Here is a 23,833-nt window from a genome sequence, read left to right on the forward strand (position 1 = left end):
GATGCCTTTCCCGGATGAGTTGGGTCCTGCCGTCGCCGTCGTCGACTACAACCCTGATTGGCCGTCCGAGTTCACCCACCTCGCCCGTCGTCTGCGCGCGGCGCTCGGCGACCGAGCGCTCGCCATCGACCACATCGGCTCGACTTCCGTCCCCGGCCTGCCCGCGAAGAACTGCGTCGACGCTCAGGTCCGCGTCGCCGACCTGGGTCCGGACCTCGTCGAACTCATGGAGTCCGTCGGCTTCCGGTGTCGCCCCGAACCGTGGAACCGCTCCGAGATCTCCTTCGGCCAACGCTGCGACAAGCTCGTCTTCGCCCCACCCGTCGGCGAACGCGCCACCAACATCCACCTCCGCCTCGCGACCGGCCCCAACGCCCGCTACGCCCTCCTCTTCCGCGACTACCTCCGCGCCGACACCGAAGCCCGCCGTACCTGGGGCGCCTTCAAACAACGCCTGGCCCAATCCGTCCCGGGCCTCGCCGACTACGGCCGGATCAAAGCCCCCGCCACCGAACTCCTCATGACCAACGCCGAACACTGGGCCACCCGAACCAGCTGGACTGTCCCAGCCCAGTCACCAGCGGCGGGGGAGACGGGGCTGTTGGCACAGGACTGAGCCGACGGCGAGCTCCAACGCCGGATACGAGCCTCACAGGTCCGGTCGGCGCACCGAGATGACGTGCCAGCCGAGCCCTTCCAACTCGGTACGCCGGGTCTCGTCCCGCAACTGTTGCTTCGTCGACGAATGCCAGGCGTCGCTGTAGTACTCGAGCCCCAGCCGCCGCCCGTCGATCACCCGATCGGGATAACCAAGATCGAGCCGATAACTGCGGCCGTTGCCTTCGACCCGAACCTGGAGATCCGGGCGCGGGAAGCCGGCATCGAAGAGCCGCAGTCGCAGCCACGACTCGCCTGGCGATGCTGCGCGACCGTCGGCGATGCGCACGAGCTGGGCTGCCTGCGAGTTGCTGTCCGCCGCGAAGTACGCAGCTGACGCAGTCTGAAGGTCGTCGATCCGCATCCCGTGCCGGAGCAGTGCGTCGATCGCCGAGAGCGCGAACGGCCGGGGCAGGTGCTTGGCGAGCTCGACCGCCGTGGCCTCTCGCGTGGTCACCTTCAAGCCGTCCACCTCGGTGGTTGGCCGTTCCAGAGAAGTCCAGAGCGGTCGAATGGGCTCAGGGCTCAGCGCCGTCGTGTCGATGCCGTGCAACCACCCGGCCGCAGGACCGCACACCGTGGCCTCGGGAGGTACGACGAGACGCAACGCGTCGGCCCGCAGCTGCGGCGAGTCGGGCACGCGAACGTCGACGTACACGCCCTTCAGGACTGGGCGAATGTCGCCCTGGGCAAGGAGCCAGCGGAGTTTCCGGGGGACTTGGTACGGGCGGAAGGGGAGGCCGCAGAAGTAATACGGGAAGTCGGCTGGGAGCATCCGGACAGGATGACCGAAACGGCTTGTGAGTGCCGGAAGTTGTCCACAGGGGTCAGGCTTGGCGGGTGGGGCGGATCGTGATGTCGCCGATCTCGACGTCGTCGGGTTGCTCGATGGCGAACGCGATCGCGCGGGCCACCGCTTCGGGGCTGATACCGAGGGCTGCCATCGCCTGCTGGGCCTGCGCGCGCTGCTCGGGGTCTTCGACGTAGTCGACGAGCTCGGTTCGCACGTACCCGGGCGAGATCGACGTCGTCCGCAGTACGCCGTCCGTCGACTCCTGCCGCAGTGCTTCGAGCAGTGTGCGTACGGCGTTCTTGGTGCCGGCGTACACGGCCTGCGTCGGCACGATCTTGAGACCCGACGTCGACACCGTGGTGACGAGATGACCGCGACCCTGGCGACGGAACACCGGCAGCGCGGCGGCGATACCGTGCAGCACGCCGCGCAGGTTGACGTCGATCATCGTGTCCCAGTCGTCGACGTCCAGGTCCGCCATCGGCGCGATCCTGGCGACACCGGCGTTGCTCACCAGCACGTCGAGGCGACCGAAGCGATCCACTGCCAGCGCGACCAGCTTCTCGAGGTCGCTGCGCTTGGTGACGTCGACCTCCAGCAGCTCCGCGCGACCACCGTCGGCACGGATCTGTCCCACGATCGCGTCGAGCCGATCGGTACGCCGAGCGCCGAGTACTACGGCGGCTCCACGGCGCGCGAGTTCCGTCACGGTGGCCGCGCCGATGCCGCTGCTGGCGCCGGTGATGGCAACGACCTTGCTGTCGAGTTCGCTCATCGCAGACCTCTCCTGATCTAACCTGACAGTTGTCCGGTTCTTGAGGTCCAACGTACCGGACACTTGTCCACTTCCCCAAGGAGAGGCAGGATCTGTGGCTGCTCGTGAGCTCCGGTCCGACGCGGTCGCCAATCGTCGCCGCATCGTCGACGCCGCACGCGCCGAACTGAGCAAGTCCAACGGCGCGGCCGACGACCTGAAGCTGCACGGGGTCGCGAAGGCGGCCGGCGTGGGGCAGGGCACGCTCTATCGGCACTTCCCGACGCGTGAGCACCTGCTGGCGGAGGTGTACCGCTACGAACTCGGCCAGCTGGTCGACGCCGTGGCACCGCTGTCGGCCGAATACCCGCCGCTGGAGGCGCTGACTAGCTGGCTACGGCGACTCGTCGCGTACGCCCGGGTCAAACGCGGCGTGATGGCCGCGATCGAACTCTCGGCCTGGCAAGACCTCTACTCCGACCAACACGACCGGCTGGACGAGGCGCTGGGCACACTGCTGGACCGCGGCAAGGCCGCGGGTGAGATCCGCCAGGAGGTGGACGCAACCGACGTCATCCTCCTGCTCGGCGCGCTGTCCCGCATCCCGGAGTCCGAATGGGACCAGCGCGCCAACACCGTCGTGACCGTCATCATCGACGGCCTCCGTACGCGCCAACCGGCGGTGCGGGCAGAACCCGGCGTCAGCTAGCTGAAGTCGGTGAGGGCGTTCTGGGCCTGGGTCAGCCACTCGCGGCGGGCCGCGATGGCTTCGCGCGCCTCGGTCGCCTTGCGGGTGTTGCCCTGGGACTCGAACTTCGCGGCCTGCTTCTCCAGGTCGGCGATCAAGGACTGCAGTTGCTTCACCGTCGCCTCGGCGCGGGCGCGGGCCTCCGGGTTGCTCTTGTTCCAGACCTCGTCCTCGGCCGCCTTGACGGCCTGCTCGACCGCTCGCAGCCGGCTGTCGATCGAGCGCATCGAGTCCCGCGGGACCTTGCCGATCTGGTCCCAGCGGTCCAGGTAGTCGCGGAGCTGCTCGCGCGCGACGCGGGCGTCCTCGACCGGCACGATGGTCTCGATCTCGACCAGCAGGGCCTCTTTCGCCTGCAGGTTCTCGACCTGCTCGGCGTTCTCCTCGGCCTGTACGGCGTCCCGCGCGCCGAAGAACTGGTCCTGCGCGGCGCGGAACCGCGCCCACAGCTTGTCGTCGAGCTCGCGCGGTGCCGGCCCAGCGGCCTTCCACTGCCGCATCAGGTCCCGGAAGCGGCCGGACGTCGGACCCCACTCGTTCGAGCCGGCCAGCGTCTCCGCCTCGGCAGCGAGCCGCTCCTTCACCACGGCCGCCTCTTCACGCTTGGAGGACAGCTCCGCGAAGTGCTGCTTACGATGCCGCGTGTACGTCGTCCGCGCGGACGAGAACCGGTGCCACAGCTCATCGTCGCTGGACTTGTCGAGCCGGGGGAGTGCCTTCCACTCGTCGAGCAGCTCGCGCAGCCGGGTCACGCCGTGCCGCCAGTCCGTGCCGGCCGCGATGGTCTCGGCCTCGGTGGCGATCTTGGTCTTGGCGGAGCGCGCCTCCTCGACCTTCGCCGCGCGCTCGGCCTTGCGCTTCTCGCGCTGCTGGGCGACGAGCGGGGTGAGCGCTTCGAGCCGCGTCATCAGGCCGTCGAGGTCGCCGACCGCCTGCGCCTCTTCGATCGTTCCGGACACCTTCTTGACCGCGGCGCGGGCGTCGTCCGGAGACACCGTGCCTGCCTGGACCCGCTGTTCCAGCAGATCCACCTCGAACGCCAGCGCGTCGTACCGGCGGGTGTAGAAGGCGAGCGCCTCCTCTGGGTTCGCGTCCGGCCATTGGCCGACCGCCCGTTCACCGTCCTTCGTCCGTACGAAGACCGTTCCGTCCTCAGCTACCCGGCCCCAGTTCTCTCCGGCCACAACTCGCCCCTTCCGGCGGTATGCACTGCGCTCGTGCCCATTCTGGTCAGTCCCCGGTCCAACCGCCGAACAGGGCCAACCCTGGGCGCGTCGAGCTGCCTTCTCGACGCTTATCCCTGAACAATCACAAACTCCCAGCTCAGGCGCAACGGTGTTGCGTCACAATCCGGTGCGAACTCACCTGATCCGGACCGGTAGCCTTGGTGGGTCCCGAACTGTTCCAGGAAGGCTTGTCGTGCTCATCGCCGGGTTCCCCGCGGGGTCGTGGGGTACGAACTGCTACGTCGTCGCCACCGGCCAGGGCGCGGAGTGCATCGTGATCGATCCGGGCATGGACGCCACCCCGGGTGTCGAAGAAGTGGTCCGGGAGAACAAGCTCAAACCTGTCGCCGTGCTGCTCACGCACGGTCACATCGACCACATGTTCTCGGTCCTCCCGGTCTGCGGGACGTACGACGCGACCGCCTGGATCCACCCGGACGACCGGCACCTGCTCGCCGACCCGATGGCCGGGATCAGTCCCGAGACGGCCCGGATGCTGCTCGGCGGCAACCACGAGTTCGCCGAGCCGGACGACGTCGCCGAGCTGAAGGACGGGCAGGGCCTGGAGCTCGCGGGCCTGAGTTTCACCGTCGACCACACCCCGGGCCACACGCAGGGGTCGGTCACGTTCACCACGCCGTACGACGGGCCGGAAGACGTGCCCGCGGTGCTGTTCTCCGGTGACGTGTTGTTCGCCGGGTCGATCGGCCGGACGGATCTGCCGGGCGGCGACCATCCGACCATGCTGCATACGTTGGCCACCAAGATCCTGCCGATGCGCGACGAGATCGTCGTCCTGCCGGGTCATGGTGGCCAGACATCGATCGGCCGGGAAAAGGCGACCAACCCCTACTTGCAGGACCTGGAGATACAGAACTTATGAGCAAGGTGACCCCACTCAGCGGGTTTCCCGAGTTTTTGCCGTCTGACCGGATCGTCGAGTTGCAGTTCCTCGACACGATCCGGGAGACCTTCGAGCTGCACGGTTTCGCGTCCATCGAAACCCGCGCGGTCGAGCCGGTCGAGCGCCTGTCCAACCAGGGCGAGGACGCCGACAAGGAGATCTACGGCGTACGCCGCCTCGCGGCCGGCGCCGACGAGGACGCGGCCCTCGGTCTGCACTTCGACCTGACCGTGCCGTTCGCGCGCTACGTCCTGGAGAACAGCGGCAAGCTGGTGTTCCCGTTCCGCCGCTACCAGATCCAGAAGGTCTGGCGCGGCGAACGCCCGCAGGAAGGCCGCTACCGCGAGTTCACCCAGGCAGACATCGACATCATCGACAGCGGCGAGCTTCCGTTCCACTACGAGGTCGAGCTGCCCCTGGTGATCGCGGACGCGTTCCGCAAGCTGCCGATCCCGCCGTTCCGGATCCAGGTGAACACCCGGCAGATCCCGGAGGGTTTCTACCGGGGCCTGGGCATCGAGGACATCACCGGCACGCTCCGGATCGTCGACAAGCTGGACAAGATCGGCGCCGACAAGGTGACCGAGCTGCTGACCGCGGCCGGCCTGTCCGCGGAGACCGCGAAGCAGGTGCTGCGGCTGGCGGAGATCTCGTCGACGGACGCGTCGTTCGCGGATCAGGTCCGCGCGCTCGGCGTCCAGCACGAGATCCTCGATGAGGGCCTGGAGCGGCTCTCGCAGATCATGACGGCCGCGAACGAGCACGCCCCCGGCCTGCTGGTCGCCGACCTGAAGATCGCCCGCGGCCTCGACTACTACACCGGCACCGTCTACGAGACGCAGCTGATCGGTGACGAGGGCTACGGTTCGATCTGCTCCGGCGGCCGGTACGACTCGCTCGCGTCCGACGGCAAGACGACGTACCCGGGTGTCGGGATCTCGATCGGGGTCTCGCGGCTGGTGCACCGGTTGATCAGCAAGGGGCTGGTCACCGCGTCCCGTCGTACGCCGACTGCTGTGCTCGTCGCGTTGAACAGCGAGGACGACCGGGCCGAGGCCATGCGGACCGCGATCCAGCTGCGGGGGCGGGGGATTGCGGTGGAGGTGGCGCCGGCGGCCGCGAAGTTCGGGAAGCAGATCAAGTTCGCGGACCGGCGGGGGATCCCGTTCGTCTGGTTCAGCACCGAGAACGGGCCCGAGGTGAAGGACATCCGCAGCGGCGAGCAGGTGCCCGCGGATGCCGCCACCTGGACGCCGCCGGCCGAAGACCTCCGTCCCAGTATCGAAGCACTTCCGAAGGAGAACTCGTGATCCGTAACCGTTCCGCAGGTTCGCTGCGCGCGTCCGACGCCGGCGAGACCGTGATCCTGGCGGGCTGGGTGGCGCGGCGACGCGATCACGGCGGCGTGGCGTTCATCGACCTGCGCGACTCGTCCGGCACCGTCCAGGTCGTGATCCGCGACGAGGACGCCGCGCACGGCCTGCGTTCGGAGTACTGCCTGAAGATCGTCGGCGAGGTCTCGCCGCGCCCCGAGGGCAACGCGAACCCGAACCTGCCGACCGGCGAGATCGAGGTGATCGCGACCGAGGTCGAGGTGCTGAACGAGGCCGCCCCGCTGCCGTTCCCGGTCGAGGAGCACCACGCGACGCCGGTGAACGAGGAGATCCGCCTCAAGTACCGGTACCTCGACCTGCGCCGCCAGGGCCCGGGCAGCGCGCTCCGCCTGCGCAGCCAGGTCAACAAGGCGGCCCGCGACGTGCTGGCCGGTCACGACTTCGTCGAGATCGAGACGCCGACGCTGACCAAGTCGACGCCGGAAGGCGCCCGCGACTTCCTGGTCCCGGCGCGCCTGCAGCCGGGCAGCTGGTACGCGCTGCCGCAGTCGCCGCAGCTGTTCAAGCAGCTGCTGATGGTGGCCGGCATGGAGCGCTACTACCAGATCGCCCGCTGCTACCGCGACGAGGACTTCCGCGCCGACCGGCAGCCGGAGTTCACCCAGCTCGACATCGAGATGAGCTTCGTCGACCAGGACGACGTGATCGCGCTGGCCGAGGAGGTCCTCGCCGCGCTCTGGAAGCTCGTCGGGTACGACGTCCAGACGCCGATCCCGCGGATGACGTACGGCGAGGCGATGGCCCGCTTCGGCTCCGACAAGCCCGACCTGCGGATGGGCCTCGAGCTCGTCGAGTGCACGGACTACTTCAAGAACACCCCGTTCCGGGTCTTCCAGGCGCCGTACGTCGGTGCCGTGGTGATGCCGGGTGGCGCCGACCAGCCGCGCAAGCAGCTGGACGCGTGGCAGGACTGGGCCAAGCAGCGCGGCGCCAAGGGCCTCGCGTACGTCCTGGTCGGTCAGGACGGCGAGCTCGGTGGTCCGGTCGCGAAGAACCTGTCCGAGGAGGAGCGCGCGGGCCTCGCCGACCACGTCGGCGCGAAGCCGGGCGACTGCATCTTCTTCGCCGCCGGTCCGGTGAAGTCGTCGCGGGCGCTGCTCGGTGCGGCGCGGCTGGAGATCGGCCGTCGTGGCGGTCTGATCGACGAGTCCGCGTGGTCGTTCGTGTGGGTCGTGGACGCGCCGCTGTTCGAGCCGGCCGACGAGGCGACGGCCGCGGGTGATGTCGCGGTCGGTTCCGGCGCGTGGACCGCCGTACACCATGCCTTCACGTCGCCGAAGCCGGACTCGCTGGAGACGTTCGACACCGACCCGGGGTCGGCGCTGGCGTACGCGTACGACATCGTCTGCAACGGCAACGAGATCGGTGGTGGCTCGATCCGTATCCACCGCGAGGACGTGCAGAAGCGCGTCTTCAAGGTGATGGGCCTGACCGACGAGGAGGCTTCGGAGAAGTTCGGGTTCCTCCTGGAGGCGTTCAAGTTCGGCGCGCCGCCGCACGGCGGGATCGCGTTCGGCTGGGACCGGATCACCGCGCTGCTGGCCGGCACGGAGTCGATCCGCGACGTGATCGCGTTCCCGAAGTCCGGCGGCGGGTTCGACCCGCTGACCGCGGCGCCGGCGCCGATCACGCCCGAGCAGCGCAAGGAAGCCGGCGTGGACGCGAAGCCCGAGCAGAAGTCCGAGTCCAAGGACAAGTCCAAAGACAAGTAGGGGTTGAGCACTCCGGGGTTTTGGAGGAAACTGGCGGCGTTGTGAAAGTGCTTGGTTAGGTTTTCACAACGACCGCCCCCTCTCCTACCGCCCCAGGAGTGCTCAAATGCGTCGTATTCTCCTAGCGTTTCTCGCCTGCCTCGGAATCACCTCAGGCGCTCTGGTCGCCGCTGCACCGGCCCACGCGGTCGAACCAGCCGCTGACATCACGTTGGCCGACGTCCAGGCGATGTTCGGGTCTCGGATCGCGAACCCGTCGACTGTCGAGGAAGGTCTCCCGTCGCTGAACCAGGCGATGCGGGACGCCAACATCAACACGCCGTACCGGAAAGCCGCGTTCCTCGCGACGCTCGTGCACGAGTCGCGGCTGGAGTACAACATCCGCGAGATCGGCGACACCCGCCCGTACGGCGGCCGCGGGTACATCCAGCTCACCGGCGACTTCAACTACGGCCCGGCCGGTCAGTACCTCGGGATCGACCTGCTCGGTAACCCGGATCTCGCGATGTCCTTGCAGTGGAGCGCCCCGATCGCGCGCTGGTACTGGACCGTTGCCCGCGACATCAACCCGTACGCCGACAAGCTCGACATGGGCCGGGTCAACGCAGCGATCGGCTACCCGGCCGGCGCCGAGGACCAGCGGCGCTGCGACTCGTTCAAGAACGCGCTGAAATACTTGAACGGCTCAGTGCCGGACGGCGTGATCTGCACCCGCCCGGCGAAGCTGAACGGCGACACCAGCGAGCTCAGCCGATCGCAGTTCGACGCGGTGGCTCGCTGATCAGAGCGGCTGCGCGCGGACCCACATCTTGTCGGGTGTGAGGTACTCCGTGCGCTGGAGGCCGGTCCTGGTCAGTTCGTCGGCGAGTTGGTCCTCGGAGAGGTTCCGGGTAACGATCCGCTGCGACCAGGTCCGGCCGCCGATCGTGTGCGTCAGGGTCGCGGCCTGGGTGCCGTCCGGGAGGTCCTCGACGTCGGAGATGATGAGCTTGCGGTGCTCGTTCTCCATCTCGGTCGGGGCGTGCCGCGCGCCCGGAACCTCCTGCTGGAGCAGCACCGAACCGCCGGGCCGGACGTGATGCGCGCAGGTCTGTAGCAGCCGGAGCCGCTCGGCGCCGTCGGCGACGTTGATCAGGAACGACATCATCAGTACGACGTCGAACTGCCGGTCCAGTCGCAGGTCGCCGATCGTCGAGCAGATCGTCTCCGTCTCGGTGACCCGCGCGATCATGTCCGGGGACTCGTCGACCGCGACCACCTGATGCCCGCGGGCGAGCAGCGGGCGTGTGATCCGTCCCGTTCCGCAGCCGAGCTCGAGGATGCTGCTGCCCGGATCGATCGCGGCCTCGATCAGTTCGTCGTCGCCGTGCGCCGGCGTGACCTCGTACAGTTCGACCGCGCTGCCGTCCGGCGTGTGCGCCCCCGGCCCGGTACCACCCTGTCCGACTCTCATGGATCCGACGGTCGCGCCGGTGCCCGAAACGCGCCAGTCTTTCGGTACCGGCCGAAAGTACCTAGGGTCGTTCAGGTGAGTGTCGTCGTACCCGTCGAACTGCTGCCTCATCTGCGCCGCGCGCGAGACGTTGCCGACCGCAACTATGCCGCGCCACTCGACCTAACCGCACTGGCGGCCGCGGCAGGCGTGTCGACGTACCACTTCCTCCGCTGTTTCGCGGCGACGTACGGCGAGACGCCGATGCAGTACGTGACACGGCGGCGGATCGAGCGGGCGACGGATCTCCTGCGGGCCACCAACCTGACGGTCACCGAGGTGTGCACGATGGTCGGGTACAGCAGTCTCGGGTCGTTCTCGCAGCGGTTCACCGAGCTCGTCGGGATGCCGCCGACGGAGTACCAGCGGACGCAGGCCGGTGCGCGGATCCCGGGGTGCTTCGTGTTCATGCTGGGGCTGAACTCCGCAATTCCGGAGAAGCCGACGGGGGAGGGCGCGACGTAGCGTCGTACCAACGGCAACTGATCGGGAGGAACTGTGATCACCAACGTCAGCCTGGTGACGGTCTACGTGAACGACATCGACGAGGCGAAGGCCTTCTACACCGAGAAGCTCGGGTTCGAACTCGGGGACGACATCACGCTCAGCGAGGACTTCCGGTGGTGCACCGTGCACCAGGCCGATCACCCCGAGTTGGAGTTGGCGCTGATGGTGCCGGGGCCGCCGATGGACGAGGAGTCGGCCGGGTGGATCCAGCGGATCATGGCGAAGGGCTCGATGCACGGCGTCGGGCTGGCAACCGACGACTGCCGTAAGACCTTCGCGGAGCTCACCGCGAAGGGCGTCGAGTATCTGCAGGAACCCGCCGATCGCCCGTACGGCGTCGAGGCGGTACTGCGCGACAACTCGGGTAACTGGCTCGTACTGGTCGAGCAGAAGCCGTACACCGCAGAGGACTTCAGCTGACCCAGTAGGTGCGGGCCCGCTGGCAACGGAGGGTCACCGGCGGGGTTGACTCTCGTGATTTGTATCAATACATTTGGTGCAAAGATTCGAGAGGAGATGGTTGGTGTGCTCGCGGCCGCCGTAGCGCAGTTCGTCGTCGGCCACGGCTCGTCACAGCTCCTGTTCAGCGCTTCGGCGATCTTCGTGGCGATCCTGAGCTTTGTCGGTACGAACCAGCAGGTACTCCGGCGGGTCGCCGGATGATCATCACGGTTGACCCGGCCGGCGCGAAACCGCCGTACGAGCAGGTGAAGGACCAGATCGACGGGCTGATCCGGGCCGGTGAGTTGGCCCAGGGGACGCGGCTGCCGACCGTTCGGCAGCTGGCCGGGGATCTGGGGCTGGCGGTGAACACGGTCGCGCGGGCCTACAAGGAACTCGAGGCCGAGCGCCTGATTGAGACCCGCGGCCGGAACGGCACGTTCGTGCTCGCGTCGCGGAGTCGGGTGGACGACGAGGAGTCGCGGGCGGCCGCCACGGTCTTCGCCCGGGCCGCTCATCGGGCGGGGCTCAGTCTTCCCGAGGCGACGGAGCTTCTGCACCGCGCCTGGTAGTCGCTCAGAAGATGTAGAAGCCGGTGATCGCGGTCGGGAGGATTCCGACCGCCAGCCAGGGGGAGAGCGGCATGCGCTGGAAGATCGCGAGGATGCCGGCCGCGGTCAGGGCACCGATGACGCCGGACATCAGCCAGAGCCCGACGCCCTTGCCGAAGTCGTCCGCAGCGACACCGATGCTGTAGACCGCGAGCGTGACCGCGGGGACGCTGCCGACGTGGAACAGGATCGCGGACGCGACCCAGCGCTGAACCGTCTCGATCTTCATCGGGCGCGGCGTCCGGCGGCGGATCATCCGCTGACCTTGCCCTGCCGGTGCTGCATCCATGAGTCCCTCCGTGCGTCGAGCCGTGCATAGTTAGTGTACTAATCATTAGTCTACATAAAGTTGCTACACTAAGCACATGGGAGTGACGAAGCTGACGGACATCGAGAATCCGCTGGCCCTCGAACAGCAGGTCTGCTTCGCGCTCGCGGTCGCCTCGCGGACCGTGATCAGCCTCTATCGCCCGGTCCTCGAGCCGATGGGGCTCACGCATCCGCAGTACCTCGTGATGCTCGCGCTCTGGGAGTTCGAGCCGGTGTCGGTGAAGGACCTGTCCGGCATGCTGCAGCTCGAGCCCGCGACACTGTCGCCGTTGCTGAAGCGGTTGGAGAGCACTGGCCTGATCACCCGCGCCCGCTCTCGCACTGACGAGCGGTCGCTGGCCGTCTCGCTGACGGACAAGGGCCGTGCGCTGCGCGAGGAGGCGCTGAAGGTCCCGCCGACGATCGTCGAACGGCTGGGCATGGATGTCGACGAGCTGATGGAGCTACATGCTCGCCTGACGAAGGTCATCGCCGCGGCGACACGCGACAAATGAGTTCCCCTCGGTAGGGGCCTTCCTGGGAAAGCACCTGGAGGCCGGCGCGTTGTAGCTCGGCCTCGAGTACCTCGGGTCGCAGGTGGCGACGGTGGGGGAGATGCCAGCGATCGTCGATCTGTACTGCGTCTGGGGATTCTGCCGAGACTTCCTGGTAGCAGATGCCGGTGGGTGCGTCGTAGCGATACGGGTGCTCGTAGACGCGGTCCGGTTCGTAGGTGGCTGTCGAGAGAACGTAGTACCCGTTGGGTTTCAGGCGGGCGCGGATGGCGGCGTACACGCTCGCCCGGTCCGCATCGGTGACGATCGACTGGAGGCAGTAGCTGTCGAGCACCACGTCGTACCGCTTGCTCTCGGGTGGCATCGCGCAGATGTCCTGGACTGCGAAGTTGACCTGTACGCCGCGGTCTCGTGCGAGGCGTCGCGCGATGGTGATCGCCTCGGGGATGAGGTCGATGGCGTCGACGCGGAAGCCGCGGGCGGCGAGGAAGCAGGCGGCCGGGCCGGTGCCGCAGCCGTACTCCAGTACGTCGGCGTCGGGTGGCAGATCGAGGCGGTTGAGCGCTGCCTCGAGAAAGGCGCGGTTGGGGAAGGCGTCGTAGTCGTCGGTGCGGTCCTCGGTGAAGAGGTCGCTCCATTGCGTCATGCCTTCGCGCTCGAGGCGTTGGTATGCCGCTTCGTGCTCGGCGTGGTAGTACCGCACGCGGACCTCCCCAGTGGTCGAGCGCTTACTATGTCTCGCCCGCCGTACGCCTGACCACCCATTTCTCTGCCCCAGGAGGACCGCCAGATGCTTGAGGACGAGGACGCTCTCCGTGTGGAGCAGGAAGCCGAGGCGCAGCGGATCCAGCAGGAGGTGGAGGACGCGACATCGGATCCTGCGTCCCAGGAGGAATGGATCCGCCAGTCCAACCTCGTGTACGGCGGACTGGCGGCCGCCGGACTCGTCGTCGTACAGCCGTTCCTCACGACGTCACCGCTCGACCTCTCCGCGACGATCTGCGTGATCGCGTTCGCTGTCGCGATCCCGCTGCTCGCGGCGCTGCTGGTCCTGAACCGCCAAGAAGCGTTCCGCCGCCGCGTCACCCGCTCGCGCCTCGTCACCTTCGCCAAAGCCGTCGCCCAAGGCTCCGCCTTCGTGGGGATCGCCGCCGCCTTCTGGCACATCTCCCTCCCCGCCGGCATCACCTTCGTCCTCGTCGCCTTCATCGCCGTCGGCGTCCACTCCTCCGGCTACATGCACCTCGAGTACGACACCAAGTTCCGCTCCCGCTTCCTCCGCCGCAAACCGGGCCAGAGCGGCGAGGCCGGATAATTGAAGTGGGGCTGACGGTGCGGCTGCGAGTCCGGGGCGAGATCCAGCGTCGGCTGTTGGTCAACTACCGAGTGGACCCCGAGGTGCTGGCGCGGGTGCTGCCGACGCCCCGCTCGCAGTCCGAGCCAGCCTCAGCCTGAACAGCACCCGCGCCGTCGAGTCGTGAGACGCGGCTGCCGATCACAAGCCGCCGTTCACGACTGGGGGTTGGCGGTGCGCGCCGATTTGCACGAGTCGGCGGGGGTTGGTGTGCGGTGGGGTCGGGCGGACTGTGGATGGTTCCTGGGGACTTCGGACAGGGAATAGCTTGTGCGCGGTCGCCGTTGGGTGTGGCCAGTTCGCGGGGCTGGTGGGTGTGCCCGGGCCGGTACGCCGGGGCGTGGGTGGGGGCGGGTTGGCGGAAACGATTCCAGGAGTTTGTGACGAGGTATGTACAGAGGGTCTTGGGGTTGCTAGATTCCGGCAGGATTTGACATCGATGTCAACCTCAGGGAGTGGTCACGATGGTTTCGAGACGAACGTTCCTGGCGGGTGGCGGTGCGGTGACGGCGGGTGGGTTCGGGATGGTCCCGATGCTCGCATCGAACGCACAGGCTGCAGTTTCATCGACGTCCGGCAGCCCCGCTCGGCTGCTGCCGGTGTTCAACCGCCCGAGACACCTGGACTACGGCGACGTCAGCAAGCTCAGCGGGGGAGACCAGACCCTGCTGACAACGTTGCAAGGCGTAGTCAACCGCACTGAGCCGGAGCTGTACTTCATCTACGACACCGGCACCGAGAGCGTGCCGGACGCCAAGTGGCTGACCGACATGCGGCTGCCCACGAAGCTCTACAAGAACCCGCTCGACCTGGTCGCGAAGTACCGCGGCCGGATCCGCGGGGCGATCGTCCACGACCCCGCCGTACCGGACTCGCTGAACGTCGCGACGACGCTCGCCGGGCTGGAGAACGCGGTCGTCGCGGACGCGGACCAGGCCAAGGCGCACGGTCTGAAGATCGTGAAGGACCTGCGCGGGATGTTCGACGACGACCGCGTGAAGACGTACCGGTGGCAGCTCGACAACCTGTTCCCGCGGGTCACGAAGCAGTTGCTCGCCGGCCTCCCGCCGACCCGCGTGGTCGACGTGGAAGGCGTTGTCTGGCAGGAGATCGCCCGCGAGACGAAGCAGATCCGTGACTCGTCGAACCGCGGTACCTACAACCTGGACGTCTCGCCCAAGCTCGGCAAGGAGGCGGTGTACGTCCGGTTCGCCGACTCGTTCAGCGACGACGGCTGGGGCGCTTCGGTGCGGCACGTGGTGGTGACCGCGAACGGTGCCGAGATCGCCCGCTTCGAGCCGAACACGCCGGAGGAGGCGCCGTACCTGTTCGACGGCTCGCACTCCTCGATCGGTGGTGAGTCCAACAGGTTCGCAGACGGCGGCAACTACTGGATCTACCGCTTCGAACCACCGGCGGGTACGACGTCCCTCGTCGTCACCGTGGAGATGTGGAACCAGTACCTCGTCAGCGCCACGGACACGTCCCCGACGCGCGTCGAACCGTTCCCGTACTTCCGCGACTACGTGGTGGCCACCAAGGCCCTGGTGAGCTGGCTACCACCTGGCGGCGCGACGGGCGATCTGCTGATCGAGCACTACGCGAAGTGGCCGACGCTGGCGCCGTACATGGGTTGGTTCGCGAACGACGTGTCGGGCGAGTGGGACGGCGTCGACCTCGCGTCGAAGGGCGGCTCACCGGTCGTCGCGGCGGACTTCTACATGAACGGTTCGGTGCACGCCGGCACCGCCTCGCCGATCTCGCCCAAGCCGCGGCCGATCCGCCGGATCGACAAGCCGAAGAACAAGGTGTACCTGACGCTGACGTTCGGCGAGGGCGACAACATCCAGTACTGCCAGCGCCGGCTGCGCGAGATCTGGGACGACCCGAAGCGCGGCGCCGTACCGACCAACTGGACGATCGACCCGTTGCTCGCCGAGACGGGCCCGAACATCTACAGCTACTTCCAGCGCACTGCCACCGCGAACGACCTGCTGGTCTGTGGCCCGTCCGGCGCCGGCTACACCTATCCCGCGTCGTGGACTTCGGCCGAGCTCACGCAGTACCTGAAGATGTCGGGGTCGTTCATGAGCCGCACCGGGCTCGACGTGGTGTACGCGTACAGCGGTCGCGCGAACGGCACGTGGGTGCAGCTGTCCGAGGAGATCGCCAAGGGGTACGCCGACTACACGCCCACGAAGGGGATCATGCAGACGTGGGACGGCGACACGTTGACCGTCCGCCACGGTGGCATCCCGATCACCGGTGGATGGGGTGCACCCGGTAAGGCGGCCGAGTTCAAGGCGGCGCTCGACCAGCGGATCGCGGGCTGGGACGGGGCGAGTCCGCTGTTCATCTCGGGTCTGATCGGCGCCTGGTCGTGGACGCCGTCCGACATGGCCGATCTCGGCCCGCTGCTCACCGATCCCTACGAGTTGATCCTCGCCAACAGTTTCTACGACCTGCTCAACCGGGTGCTGTAGGCAACTACCAGCGGTGGGCGACGTCCACCACCAGACGGGCGTCCGAGCCCGGCCCCGCCACCGTGAACACGCGGAACGGGAGCCGGGCCCGGACGCCGAGTCCGAAGTTCGTCTGTCCCTCGAAGCTGCCCGCGAACGCAACCTGCCGGAACGTGCGATAGCCGGCCACCGTGGTCAGCTCCTGCCGATTCCGGGGCGCGTACGTCGCCTGACCGGTGTTGACGTTGTACGACGGCGCGCGTACGACGATCTGCAGTCTCGCGCCACCGCGCAGTGGAACGAGCCGACCGGAGCCGTCCTCGGAGACAGTGCGGACGTAGCGAACGTCGTACCCGCTGGAGCCACCAGCCAAGTCGACGACGAGCCGGTCGAAGCAGTCGTGCCGTCCGGTGCGGATGTTGGCGACACTCGTCGGTGACGTCGTGGCGCGCGCCCGGTTGCTGGCCTCGGGCAAGGAACCCCAGCCGCGCGGACAGGTCGCGGAGGCGGTCGTGACTGACGTGCTGGAAATGCTTGCGGCGGACGATCCGGCGAGGGCCGGTGCGGCGAACGCGGTGGCGGGGACTGCGGTCACCGCGAGCGCGGCGAGGACCGTCCTGGGGGTGATGTGGTGGTGTTTCATGATGTCCCCCTTCAGGACTTACTCGTTGGACGCTCGAAGTCTTTGGTTGGTTGACTGCGGTTATGACGCCTGACGAGTTGCTCGATGTGTTTCATCGCCGGATCCGGCTCCCTGACGCCGACGCGATCCCCGGGTGGAAACAGGAGCATCACGGGCCTGACGGCAGGGTGCACCGCTCGTACGTCGAGGGCGCGGACGGCGCCGGTTTCGTGGAGACACCACGTGGACTGGGCGACGACCCGGACGCGGTGATCGCCGAGGAGGTGGCGTTCTTCCGGGAGCGCGGGCTGCCGTTCGAGTGGAAGACCTACGCCTACGACGAACCGGCGGACCTGGGGGACCGGTTGGTTCGCGCCGGGTTCACGAAACAGGCTCCGGAGACGCTGATCCTCGGTGAGGTGGACCGGATCCTGGAGCGGCCGTCCGCGCTGCCCTCGAAGGTGCGGTTGCGCGAGGCCGACGGGCCGGACGACTACCGCCGGATCGCTGAGCTGACAGACACCCTGTGGAACAGCGGGCTGGCGCGGATCGTGGAGCAGTTGCAGGGCGAGGCGCGGATGTTCCCCGACCGGCTGTCGGTGTTCCTGGTGGAGGACGCGCTGCGCGGGCCCGACGGTCCGGCCGTGAGCGCCGCGTGGATCAGGTTCCACCCCGGCACGGGGTTCGCCAGCCTGTGGGGCGGCGGGACGCTCCCGGAATGGCGGCGTCAGGGCCTGTACTCCGCTCTGCTCGTGCACCGCGCCCGCCTGGCGAAGGACCGCGGCTACGAGTTCCTCCGCGTCGACGCCTCCGAGGACTCCCGCCCGATCCTGCAGAAACTCGGCCTGCACGCGGTGACCGTGACGACGCCCTATGAATGGGAACCGGACCTGGGACACTCACCAACCGCCTCGTAGCCCGGCAGTCAGGAGGCTGGTCAGCGTGAGCGGGCGCGGGAAGCGCTTGTTGGTGAGTGGTGGCGGTCCGGGGTGAGCTGCGGAACGACGCGTCGAGGCTGTACGTTGCCAGCATCATGGCTCTGAAAATCGCTTCCCGCTTCCGCCGGCTGCTGCAGCGCCCCGGCTCGATCGATCTCGGCCCGTACGAACGGCTCACCCAGCTGGTCGGCGAGGCCGAGGAATCGGTCCTGTCCCTGACCGACGAAGAGCTCACCGAGGCGGTCGCGGAGCTGCGCACCACCGGCGGTCTGCACGAGGACGAGCAGATCGAGTTCCTCGCGCTGGCGCGGGACGCGGGGAAGCGGGCGATCGGTGAGCGCGCGTTCGACGGCCAGGTCGTCGGCGCGCTGGCGATGCTGCAGGGCCGGATCGTCGAGATGGCGACCGGTGAGGGCAAGACGCTGGCCGGCGCGATCGCCGCCGCCGGGTACGCCGTCGGCGGCCGCAAGGTGCAGGTACTGGCGGTGAACGACTACCTGGCCCAGCGCGACTCCGAGTGGATGGGCCCGGTGTACGAGCTGCTCGGCGTCACGGTCGGGCACGTCGGTCAGGCGTCCACCCCGGAGGAGCGGCGCGAGGCCTACCAGGCTGACGTCTGCTACGTGCCGGTGAACGAGATCGGCTTCGACGTACTCCGCGACCGCCTGGTGACCGACGTCGCCGACCGGGTGACGGTGGCCCCGGACGTCGCGCTCGTCGACGAGGCCGACTCGGTGCTGATCGACGAGGCCCGGGTCCCGATGGTGCTCGCCGGTGCGACCCGGAGCGAGGCGCTGGACGACGACGTCGTACAGCTGGTCCGGACGCTGCGCGCGGGTGTGGACTACGAGATCGACGGCGACGGCCGGACCGTCGGGCTGACCGACAAGGGCACCGACAAGGTCGAGGAGGCGCTCGGCGGCGTCAACCTGTACGACGACGAGAACCTCGACCGCCTGACCCAGGTGAACGTCGCGCTGCACGCCGAGGTGCTGCTGCGCAAGGACGTCGACTATCTGGTCCGCGACGGCCGGGTCAGCCTGATCAACAACAACCGTGGCCGGGTCGCGAAGCTGCAGCGCTGGCCCGACGGTCTGCAGGCCGCCGTCGAGGCGAAGGAAGCGGTGCCGGTCAGTGACTCCGGTGAGGTGCTGGACAGCATCACCGTGCAGTCGCTGATCAAGCGGTACAAGTCGCTCTGCGGCATGACCGGTACGGCGGTCGTCGTCGGGGAGTCGCTGCAGGAGTTCTACGAGGTCGACGTGGCCGTCGTACCGCCGAACAAGCCGAACGTCCGCAAGGACGACGAGGACCGGCTGTACCTGACGGTCGAGCAGAAGAACACGGCGCTGGTGAAGCACATCGGCGTGGTGCACGAGAGCGGGCGCCCGATCCTGATCGGCACGCACAGTGTCGAGGAGTCCGAGCAGCTCAGCGACAAGCTCGAGGCGGCCGAGATCCCGCACGTCGTACTGAACGCGAAGAACGACGCCGAGGAAGCGTCGATCATCGCCGAGGCCGGCGTCCCGGGCACGGTGACCGTCTCGACCCAGATGGCCGGTCGCGGTACCGACATCCGGCTGGGCGGCAAGGACGAGACGCACGACAAGGAGAAGGCCCTCGAGCTCGGCGGTCTGTACGTGATCGGCACCGGTCTGCACGCGTCGCGCCGGCTGGACGACCAGCTGCGCGGCCGCGCCGGACGCCAGGGCGACCCGGGCGGTTCGCTGTTCTTCGCGTCGCTCGCCGACGAACTCGTCACGCGGTACTCCGTTTCGTCCGGTCTGCGGCCGAACCCGGACGACACCGGGCGGCTCACCGACCGCAAGTCGATCGGGATGCTCGAGCACGCGCAGCGGGTCGCCGACGGCGCGAACGCGGAGCTGCACCGGACGACCTGGCAGTACAACCGCCTCACCGGCCAGCAGCGGGCGATCCTGCTCGAGACCCGCGAGAAGGTGCTCACCGAGGACCTGGCCGCGACCGAGCTCGCCGAGCGCGCCAAGGAGCGGTACGACGAGCTGGTCGACGAGGTCGGCGAGGACGTCGTGAAGAACGCCGTACGGCGGATCACGCTCGGGCACCTGGACCGGCGATGGACCGACCACCTGGCGTACCTCGCGGACCTGCGCGAGGGCATCCATCTGCGGTCGCTGGCCGGCGGCATCGTGCACCTGAAGCCGATCGACGAGTTCAACAAGTCGGCGATCGCGTCGTTCGACACGCTGGTCGAGGACGCGTGGAAGGACGCCGCCGAGACGTTCGGGGAAGCCGAGATCACGTCCGACGGGCTGAACGAGGAGGCCAGCGGGATCCCGCGGCCGACCGCGACCTGGACGTACCTGGTCAACGACAACCCGTTCGGCACCGAGGCGGACCGGATCCTCGGCCGGTTGCGGAACGCGATCAAGCCGGAGTCGGCGGCCGAGCCGGAGGAGATCCTCGACGAGGAGTTCGACGAGGACGACCTGCCCGAGGAACTCCGCGACGTCGACGATGACGAGCTCCCGGAAGAGCTGCGCGAGGCCAAGGACGAGGCCGACGAGGCGGACGAAGAAGAGCCCCGTAAGAAGAAGGACTGAGTAGGACCGAGACTTTGGTCTAGGGGTGGACAGCCGTCGGCTCGATGCCGGCCGGCGGCTTGCTGGGCGAATCTCTGTTCATGCCCACGCGCAGAGGTCCCTGGTTGCTCGTCGTCGACATCGGTGTCCCGCTCGCCCTCTTCTACGGACTGAAGGCGCTCGGGGCGAATGACCTGACCGCGCTGGTCGTCGGCGTGATCCCCGGACTGATCAGTTCCGGGGTCTCGCTGGCGCGCGAGCGGCGTACCGACCTGGTCGGGATGGCGGTCGTGGTGAGCATGGTGGCGAGCACCGTGGTCGCCGTACTGGGTGGCGACGCGCGGCTGCTGCTCGTGCGCAACGCTTGGATCAGCCTGCCGTTCGCCGGCATCACGTTGTGGTCGCTGAGGCACCCGCAGCCGCTCACGTACGTCGTGACGCGCGCGATGTTCGCGCGACGGGCGGATGTCATGGATCGGCTGTGGGAGACGGACGCGGGGTTCCGGACCGCCTGGAAGTGGATCACGGTGTGGTGGGGCGTCGCGACGATCGTCGACGGGATCGTCCGGATCGTCGTCTCGTACACCTTGCCGATCTCCGTCGTACCGGCGACCGACCCGGTGATCACGGTGGCGACGATCGTGGTGTTGCAGGTTCCGACCATCGTGTTGCTGCGGCGCAGCGGGACTTGGCACCTCGTGTTCGCCCCCCGGCGTCCTACAGTCGGGCAGATGACGGACGGAAACCTGTCAGCAGCCGCCGTACGTGAACTGATTCGGACCGGCGAGGCGAAGCCGATGCTCGCCGGGACGGACGTGGGTCCGACCTGGTACGACGGGCGGTGGTGGTACGTCCCGGCCGATGCCGAGGAGGACGCCGACTACCAGCCGGCCGGGCCGGAGCTCGCGGCACGCTTCGACAAGCTGCGGGTGCGGGCGCAGGCGGTCGAGGACGTCCAGGCCGAGCTGGACGACCGGCGATGACGGTCGACCAGGACGGTCCGCGCCGGGACGCCGAACTCGCCGCGGCGCGGCAAGTAGTGGACGTGTTCGCCACCGAGGCCCTGCTCGCCCTGGACCGGTACGCACGGTCGTTCCCGGCCGATGCGAAGGATGCCCCGCGGCGGACGGCTCAGCGGCTGGCGCACTGGTGGCGGCGGCTGAAGATGGACGAGGCGTCGCTCGGTACCGACGCGACGGACGCGGAACAGATCCTCCTGAAAGCGGCCGAGATATCGCTTGATCCGGAGAGTCAGTTCGGGTTGAGCCTCGAGGACGCGACCGAGAAGGCGGACATGCAGACCGGCCTCGAGAGCCGGCCGCCGCTGGAGAAGGGCATCGCGGACTTCCGGCGCGAGTTCGACGCGGCGTACGGCGGGGCGAGCGTGCCGTCGCGCGACGGTGAGTGGCTGGCCGCCTCGTTGACCCGGCTCGCCCGGGCGTCTGTTCTGCGCGACGTGATTGCCGAGGGTGCCCGGGTGCAGGTCAGCCAGCCGCTGCGTGATGCCGCCGAGGAAATGACGCGCCAGGGGCAGCGCCTGATGGAGGGCCACGACCGGCTCGCCGCGGACCAGGCGGAACCGGGTATCCGGCGCGCGGCGAGAAACCGGCAGGCGTTGGCCGTGATGGGGTGGGCCGCGTGGGTCACCGCCGTCGGCGCGACGGGCGGGCCGCCATTGGTCAACGCCGTGATGGGCGCCCCCGCAGGTGTCCTCCTGGTCGCCGAGACCTATCGCAACCGGGCGGCATTCCGGCGGGGCCCGGCGAACGGGGTCGACCCCGCTCAGGCCCAGCTCCGCTCGGTCCGCACCGATCTCCTCAACGGCGTCGACAAGCTGCCCCCAGCCGGCAGCCGCGACCTCCAGGCCCTCCGCGCCGCCAAGAACCGCCCCTCCGGCCCCAGCCGCTGACCGCGCCGGGGCCTCTCCGCCTTTGTGGAAACAATGTCGCGCCGGCTGAACTTTTCTTTCCACAAAGCCGGTGCTGACCGCCGCGTGCGGAGGGTGTCGGTGGGGATGGATAGGCTTTTCGGGTGAGTGATGGGTTGTTCGATCTTCCGGGTGCTCCCGCGCCGGCCCGCGGTGGCGGCAGCTTGGCGGACACGGATCACACGGCGGCTCCGCTGGCCGTGCGGATGCGGCCGCGCAGTCTCGACGAGTTGGTGGGGCAACAGCACCTGCTGGCCCCAGGCTCGCCGCTGCGGCGGCTGGTCGAGGGGGACCAGCCGATGTCGCTGCTGCTGTGGGGCCCTCCGGGGACCGGCAAGACCACGATCGCGGCAGTGGTCTCCCACCAGACGAACCGGAAGTTCGTGGAGCTGTCGGCGGTCACGGCCGGCGTCAAGGACGTTCGGCAGGTCATCGACGCCGCGCGGCGCGATCTGTCCCGGGGGACCGGCGCGGTCGAGACCGTCCTGTTCATCGACGAGGTGCACCGCTTCACGAAGGCACAGCAGGACGCCTTGCTCCCCGGCGTGGAGAACCGCTGGGTGACTCTCGTCGCGGCGACCACCGAGAACCCGTTCTTCAGCGTCATCTCGCCACTGCTGTCCCGCAGCCTGCTGCTCACGCTGGAGTCGCTGACGGACGACGACATCGCGATGCTGCTCGACCGCGCGCTGACCGACGAGCGCGGGCTGAACGGCGAGTTCGAGCTGGCCGCCGATGCGCGCGACCACCTGCTGCGGATGGCCGGAGGAGACGCCCGTCGCGCCCTCACGTACCTCGAAGCAGCGGCCGGTGGAGCCCGCGCCAAGCACGAACAGGCGCTGAAGCTCGCGGCGGCCACGGCCCCCGAGTCTGCTGGTGAGGACGAGGTACCGACGCCGGCGGTGATCGACCTGGTCACGCTGGAAACGGCGGTGGATCGCGCCGCGGTGCGGTACGACCGGGCCGGTGACCAGCACTACGACGTCACCTCGGCGATGATCAAGTCGATCCGCGGCTCGGACGTGGACGCCGCCATGCACTACCTGGCCCGGATGATCGAGGCGGGGGAGGACCCGCGGTTCATCGCCCGCCGGCTGGTGATCTCGGCGAGCGAGGACATCGGCATGGGCGACCCGACCGCGCTCGGCGTCGCGGTCGCGGCCGCCGAGGCGGTGCAGCTGATCGGCATGCCGGAGGCGCGGATCAACCTCGCCCAGGCGGTCGTCGCGCTAGCGCTCGCGCCGAAGTCCAACGCGGTGATCATGGCCGTCGACGCGGCGATCGCGGACGTGAAGGCCGGCAAGGTCGGCCCGGTTCCGCCACACCTGCGCGACGCGCACTATGCCGGCGCCAAGAAGATCGGCCACGGCTCGTCGTACCAGTACTCACACAACGATCCGCGCGGTGTCCTTCCGCAGCAGTACGCCCCGGACGTGATCGACGGCACCGACTACTACACGCCGACCCGGCGCGGCGGCGAAGCGGCGTACGCGGATCGGGTCGCGGCCATCCGGAAGATCCTCCGAGACCGCAAATAGCCGCAAATCGTCGTACTGCGAGGACGCGGGTGTTCGCAGTACGGACGATCGTCGCCTCTGCGTACCAGGAGAATCACGCGATCGGGGCCAGGACGCTGTTCACGGACGGCGACCGGCCGCGGCGTTTGCGCTGGTAGGGCGGTGATTGCGGCGTACCCAGGGACGGGACGCACACCGGGCGGCGCCGGTCGGGTACTGATGGTGAGCTTCGACTGAAGCGTTCGACTGGGTAGGCTGCCTGACGGCCTGGGGGCGAAAGGTTCAGTTGTGAGTCACCCCAGTCCGAGGCACATCCGCCGGCGTCCCCCGATGATGAAGTTGGGCATCGGAGCCGCAGCTCTGGTGAGCGTTGCGGGATTCGCGTACTT

General features: G+C 68.4%; 25 protein-coding genes. 18 read left to right on the forward strand and 7 right to left on the reverse strand.

Annotation, left to right across the window (positions count from 1 at the left end; translation table 11 throughout):
• Nucleotide 1: 1 nt before the first annotated feature.
• Nucleotides 2–616: a GrpB family protein gene (locus AC0662_RS02540; protein WP_478298016.1), complete on the forward strand. Its 615-nt coding sequence runs from the start codon at nucleotides 2–4 to the stop codon at nucleotides 614–616.
• Between the two features lie 33 nt (nucleotides 617–649).
• On the opposite strand, the gene AC0662_RS02545 is transcribed toward AC0662_RS02540, so the two are convergent.
• Nucleotides 650–1,432 (reverse strand): hypothetical protein, encoded by a 783-nt coding sequence (locus AC0662_RS02545; RefSeq protein WP_478298018.1) that lies wholly within the window; start codon nucleotides 1,430–1,432, stop codon nucleotides 650–652.
• A gap of 52 nt (nucleotides 1,433–1,484) precedes the next feature.
• Nucleotides 1,485–2,225, reverse strand: a complete 741-nt coding sequence (locus tag AC0662_RS02550; protein ID WP_478298020.1) for an SDR family oxidoreductase — start codon at nucleotides 2,223–2,225, stop codon at nucleotides 1,485–1,487.
• A 94-nt stretch (nucleotides 2,226–2,319) separates the two neighbouring features.
• Between AC0662_RS02550 and AC0662_RS02555 the strand changes: the two genes are divergently transcribed.
• Complete coding sequence (locus AC0662_RS02555) at nucleotides 2,320–2,913, forward strand: TetR/AcrR family transcriptional regulator (protein ID WP_452196077.1); 594 nt, start codon at nucleotides 2,320–2,322, stop codon at nucleotides 2,911–2,913.
• On the opposite strand, the gene AC0662_RS02560 is transcribed toward AC0662_RS02555, so the two are convergent.
• Complete coding sequence (locus AC0662_RS02560; RefSeq protein WP_452196078.1) at nucleotides 2,910–4,136, reverse strand: DUF349 domain-containing protein; 1,227 nt, start codon at nucleotides 4,134–4,136, stop codon at nucleotides 2,910–2,912. The genes AC0662_RS02555 and AC0662_RS02560 overlap by 4 nt on opposite strands.
• A gap of 235 nt (nucleotides 4,137–4,371) precedes the next feature.
• Between AC0662_RS02560 and AC0662_RS02565 the strand changes: the two genes are divergently transcribed.
• The 4 genes from AC0662_RS02565 to AC0662_RS02580 all read left to right on the forward strand — a co-directional run bounded on the left by AC0662_RS02565 (nucleotide 4,372) and on the right by AC0662_RS02580 (nucleotide 8,969).
• Nucleotides 4,372–5,061, forward strand: coding sequence for an MBL fold metallo-hydrolase (locus AC0662_RS02565; protein ID WP_478298023.1), 690 nt, complete (start codon nucleotides 4,372–4,374; stop codon nucleotides 5,059–5,061).
• Nucleotides 5,058–6,392, forward strand: a complete 1,335-nt coding sequence (gene hisS, locus AC0662_RS02570) for a histidine--tRNA ligase (RefSeq protein ID WP_478298025.1) — start codon at nucleotides 5,058–5,060, stop codon at nucleotides 6,390–6,392. The genes AC0662_RS02565 and hisS overlap by 4 nt, the downstream gene beginning before the upstream one ends.
• Nucleotides 6,389–8,188, forward strand: coding sequence for an aspartate--tRNA ligase (gene aspS, locus AC0662_RS02575; protein ID WP_452196081.1), 1,800 nt, complete (start codon nucleotides 6,389–6,391; stop codon nucleotides 8,186–8,188). The genes hisS and aspS overlap by 4 nt, the downstream gene beginning before the upstream one ends.
• Nucleotides 8,189–8,294: 106 nt before the next feature.
• Nucleotides 8,295–8,969 carry a glycoside hydrolase family 19 protein gene (locus tag AC0662_RS02580; protein WP_452196082.1) on the forward strand — a complete coding sequence of 225 codons (675 nt, stop codon included), beginning with the start codon at nucleotides 8,295–8,297 and terminating at the stop codon, nucleotides 8,967–8,969.
• Here the strand turns inward: AC0662_RS02580 and AC0662_RS02585 are convergent, their stop codons facing one another.
• Nucleotides 8,970–9,641 (reverse strand): class I SAM-dependent methyltransferase, encoded by a 672-nt coding sequence (locus AC0662_RS02585; RefSeq protein ID WP_452196083.1) that lies wholly within the window; start codon nucleotides 9,639–9,641, stop codon nucleotides 8,970–8,972.
• 75 nt (nucleotides 9,642–9,716) lie between these two features.
• On the opposite strand from AC0662_RS02585, the gene AC0662_RS02590 reads away from it, so the two are divergent.
• The 4 genes from AC0662_RS02590 to AC0662_RS02605 all read left to right on the forward strand — a co-directional run bounded on the left by AC0662_RS02590 (nucleotide 9,717) and on the right by AC0662_RS02605 (nucleotide 11,200).
• Entirely contained in the window at nucleotides 9,717–10,145 is a 429-nt protein-coding gene (locus tag AC0662_RS02590) for a helix-turn-helix transcriptional regulator (protein ID WP_478298028.1), read from the forward strand.
• Nucleotides 10,146–10,178: 33 nt separating this feature from the next.
• On the forward strand, nucleotides 10,179–10,607 hold the full coding sequence (locus AC0662_RS02595; protein WP_478298030.1) for a VOC family protein: 429 nt from the start codon (nucleotides 10,179–10,181) through the stop codon (nucleotides 10,605–10,607).
• A gap of 96 nt (nucleotides 10,608–10,703) precedes the next feature.
• Nucleotides 10,704–10,850, forward strand: a complete 147-nt coding sequence (locus tag AC0662_RS02600; protein ID WP_478298032.1) for a hypothetical protein — start codon at nucleotides 10,704–10,706, stop codon at nucleotides 10,848–10,850.
• A complete protein-coding gene (locus AC0662_RS02605) occupies nucleotides 10,847–11,200 on the forward strand; it encodes a GntR family transcriptional regulator (protein WP_452196087.1) in 354 nt (117 codons plus the stop codon). The genes AC0662_RS02600 and AC0662_RS02605 overlap by 4 nt, the downstream gene beginning before the upstream one ends.
• 4 nt (nucleotides 11,201–11,204) lie before the next feature.
• Here the strand turns inward: AC0662_RS02605 and AC0662_RS02610 are convergent, their stop codons facing one another.
• Nucleotides 11,205–11,528: a hypothetical protein gene (locus AC0662_RS02610; RefSeq protein WP_452196088.1), complete on the reverse strand. Its 324-nt coding sequence runs from the start codon at nucleotides 11,526–11,528 to the stop codon at nucleotides 11,205–11,207.
• Between the two features lie 76 nt (nucleotides 11,529–11,604).
• On the opposite strand from AC0662_RS02610, the gene AC0662_RS02615 reads away from it, so the two are divergent.
• The gene (locus tag AC0662_RS02615; RefSeq protein WP_452196089.1) at nucleotides 11,605–12,063 is read left to right on the forward strand and encodes a MarR family winged helix-turn-helix transcriptional regulator; all 459 of its coding nucleotides are present in this window, start codon (nucleotides 11,605–11,607) and stop codon (nucleotides 12,061–12,063) included.
• Here AC0662_RS02615 and AC0662_RS02620 read toward each other — a convergent pair.
• Nucleotides 12,035–12,766: a class I SAM-dependent methyltransferase gene (locus AC0662_RS02620; RefSeq protein WP_452196090.1), complete on the reverse strand. Its 732-nt coding sequence runs from the start codon at nucleotides 12,764–12,766 to the stop codon at nucleotides 12,035–12,037. The two genes, AC0662_RS02615 and AC0662_RS02620, sit on opposite strands and share 29 nt — an antisense overlap.
• A gap of 87 nt (nucleotides 12,767–12,853) precedes the next feature.
• Here AC0662_RS02620 and AC0662_RS02625 point away from each other — a divergent pair, with 87 nt between their 5' ends.
• Complete coding sequence (locus AC0662_RS02625) at nucleotides 12,854–13,378, forward strand: hypothetical protein (RefSeq protein ID WP_452196091.1); 525 nt, start codon at nucleotides 12,854–12,856, stop codon at nucleotides 13,376–13,378.
• Nucleotides 13,379–13,881: 503 nt separating this feature from the next.
• Nucleotides 13,882–15,900: a GxGYxYP domain-containing protein gene (locus tag AC0662_RS02630; RefSeq protein ID WP_478298035.1), complete on the forward strand. Its 2,019-nt coding sequence runs from the start codon at nucleotides 13,882–13,884 to the stop codon at nucleotides 15,898–15,900.
• 4 nt (nucleotides 15,901–15,904) lie between these two features.
• Here the strand turns inward: AC0662_RS02630 and AC0662_RS02635 are convergent, their stop codons facing one another.
• Nucleotides 15,905–16,522 carry an AMIN-like domain-containing (lipo)protein gene (locus AC0662_RS02635; protein WP_478298037.1) on the reverse strand — a complete coding sequence of 206 codons (618 nt, stop codon included), beginning with the start codon at nucleotides 16,520–16,522 and terminating at the stop codon, nucleotides 15,905–15,907.
• Nucleotides 16,523–16,584: 62 nt separating this feature from the next.
• On the opposite strand from AC0662_RS02635, the gene AC0662_RS02640 reads away from it, so the two are divergent.
• The 5 genes from AC0662_RS02640 to AC0662_RS02660 all read left to right on the forward strand — a co-directional run bounded on the left by AC0662_RS02640 (nucleotide 16,585) and on the right by AC0662_RS02660 (nucleotide 23,465).
• Nucleotides 16,585–17,418, forward strand: a complete 834-nt coding sequence (locus tag AC0662_RS02640; RefSeq protein WP_452196093.1) for a GNAT family N-acetyltransferase — start codon at nucleotides 16,585–16,587, stop codon at nucleotides 17,416–17,418.
• A gap of 116 nt (nucleotides 17,419–17,534) precedes the next feature.
• Nucleotides 17,535–20,021: an accessory Sec system translocase SecA2 gene (secA2, locus tag AC0662_RS02645; protein ID WP_478298039.1), complete on the forward strand. Its 2,487-nt coding sequence runs from the start codon at nucleotides 17,535–17,537 to the stop codon at nucleotides 20,019–20,021.
• Between the two features lie 80 nt (nucleotides 20,022–20,101).
• Entirely contained in the window at nucleotides 20,102–20,983 is an 882-nt protein-coding gene (locus AC0662_RS02650) for a VC0807 family protein (protein ID WP_478298041.1), read from the forward strand.
• Nucleotides 20,980–21,909: a hypothetical protein gene (locus AC0662_RS02655; protein ID WP_478298043.1), complete on the forward strand. Its 930-nt coding sequence runs from the start codon at nucleotides 20,980–20,982 to the stop codon at nucleotides 21,907–21,909. The genes AC0662_RS02650 and AC0662_RS02655 overlap by 4 nt, the downstream gene beginning before the upstream one ends.
• A gap of 122 nt (nucleotides 21,910–22,031) precedes the next feature.
• Nucleotides 22,032–23,465, forward strand: a complete 1,434-nt coding sequence (locus AC0662_RS02660; protein ID WP_478298045.1) for a replication-associated recombination protein A — start codon at nucleotides 22,032–22,034, stop codon at nucleotides 23,463–23,465.
• The last annotated feature ends 368 nt before the right edge of the window (nucleotides 23,466–23,833 follow it).

The sequence above is a fragment of the Kribbella sp. NPDC043289 genome, assembly GCF_056436705.1.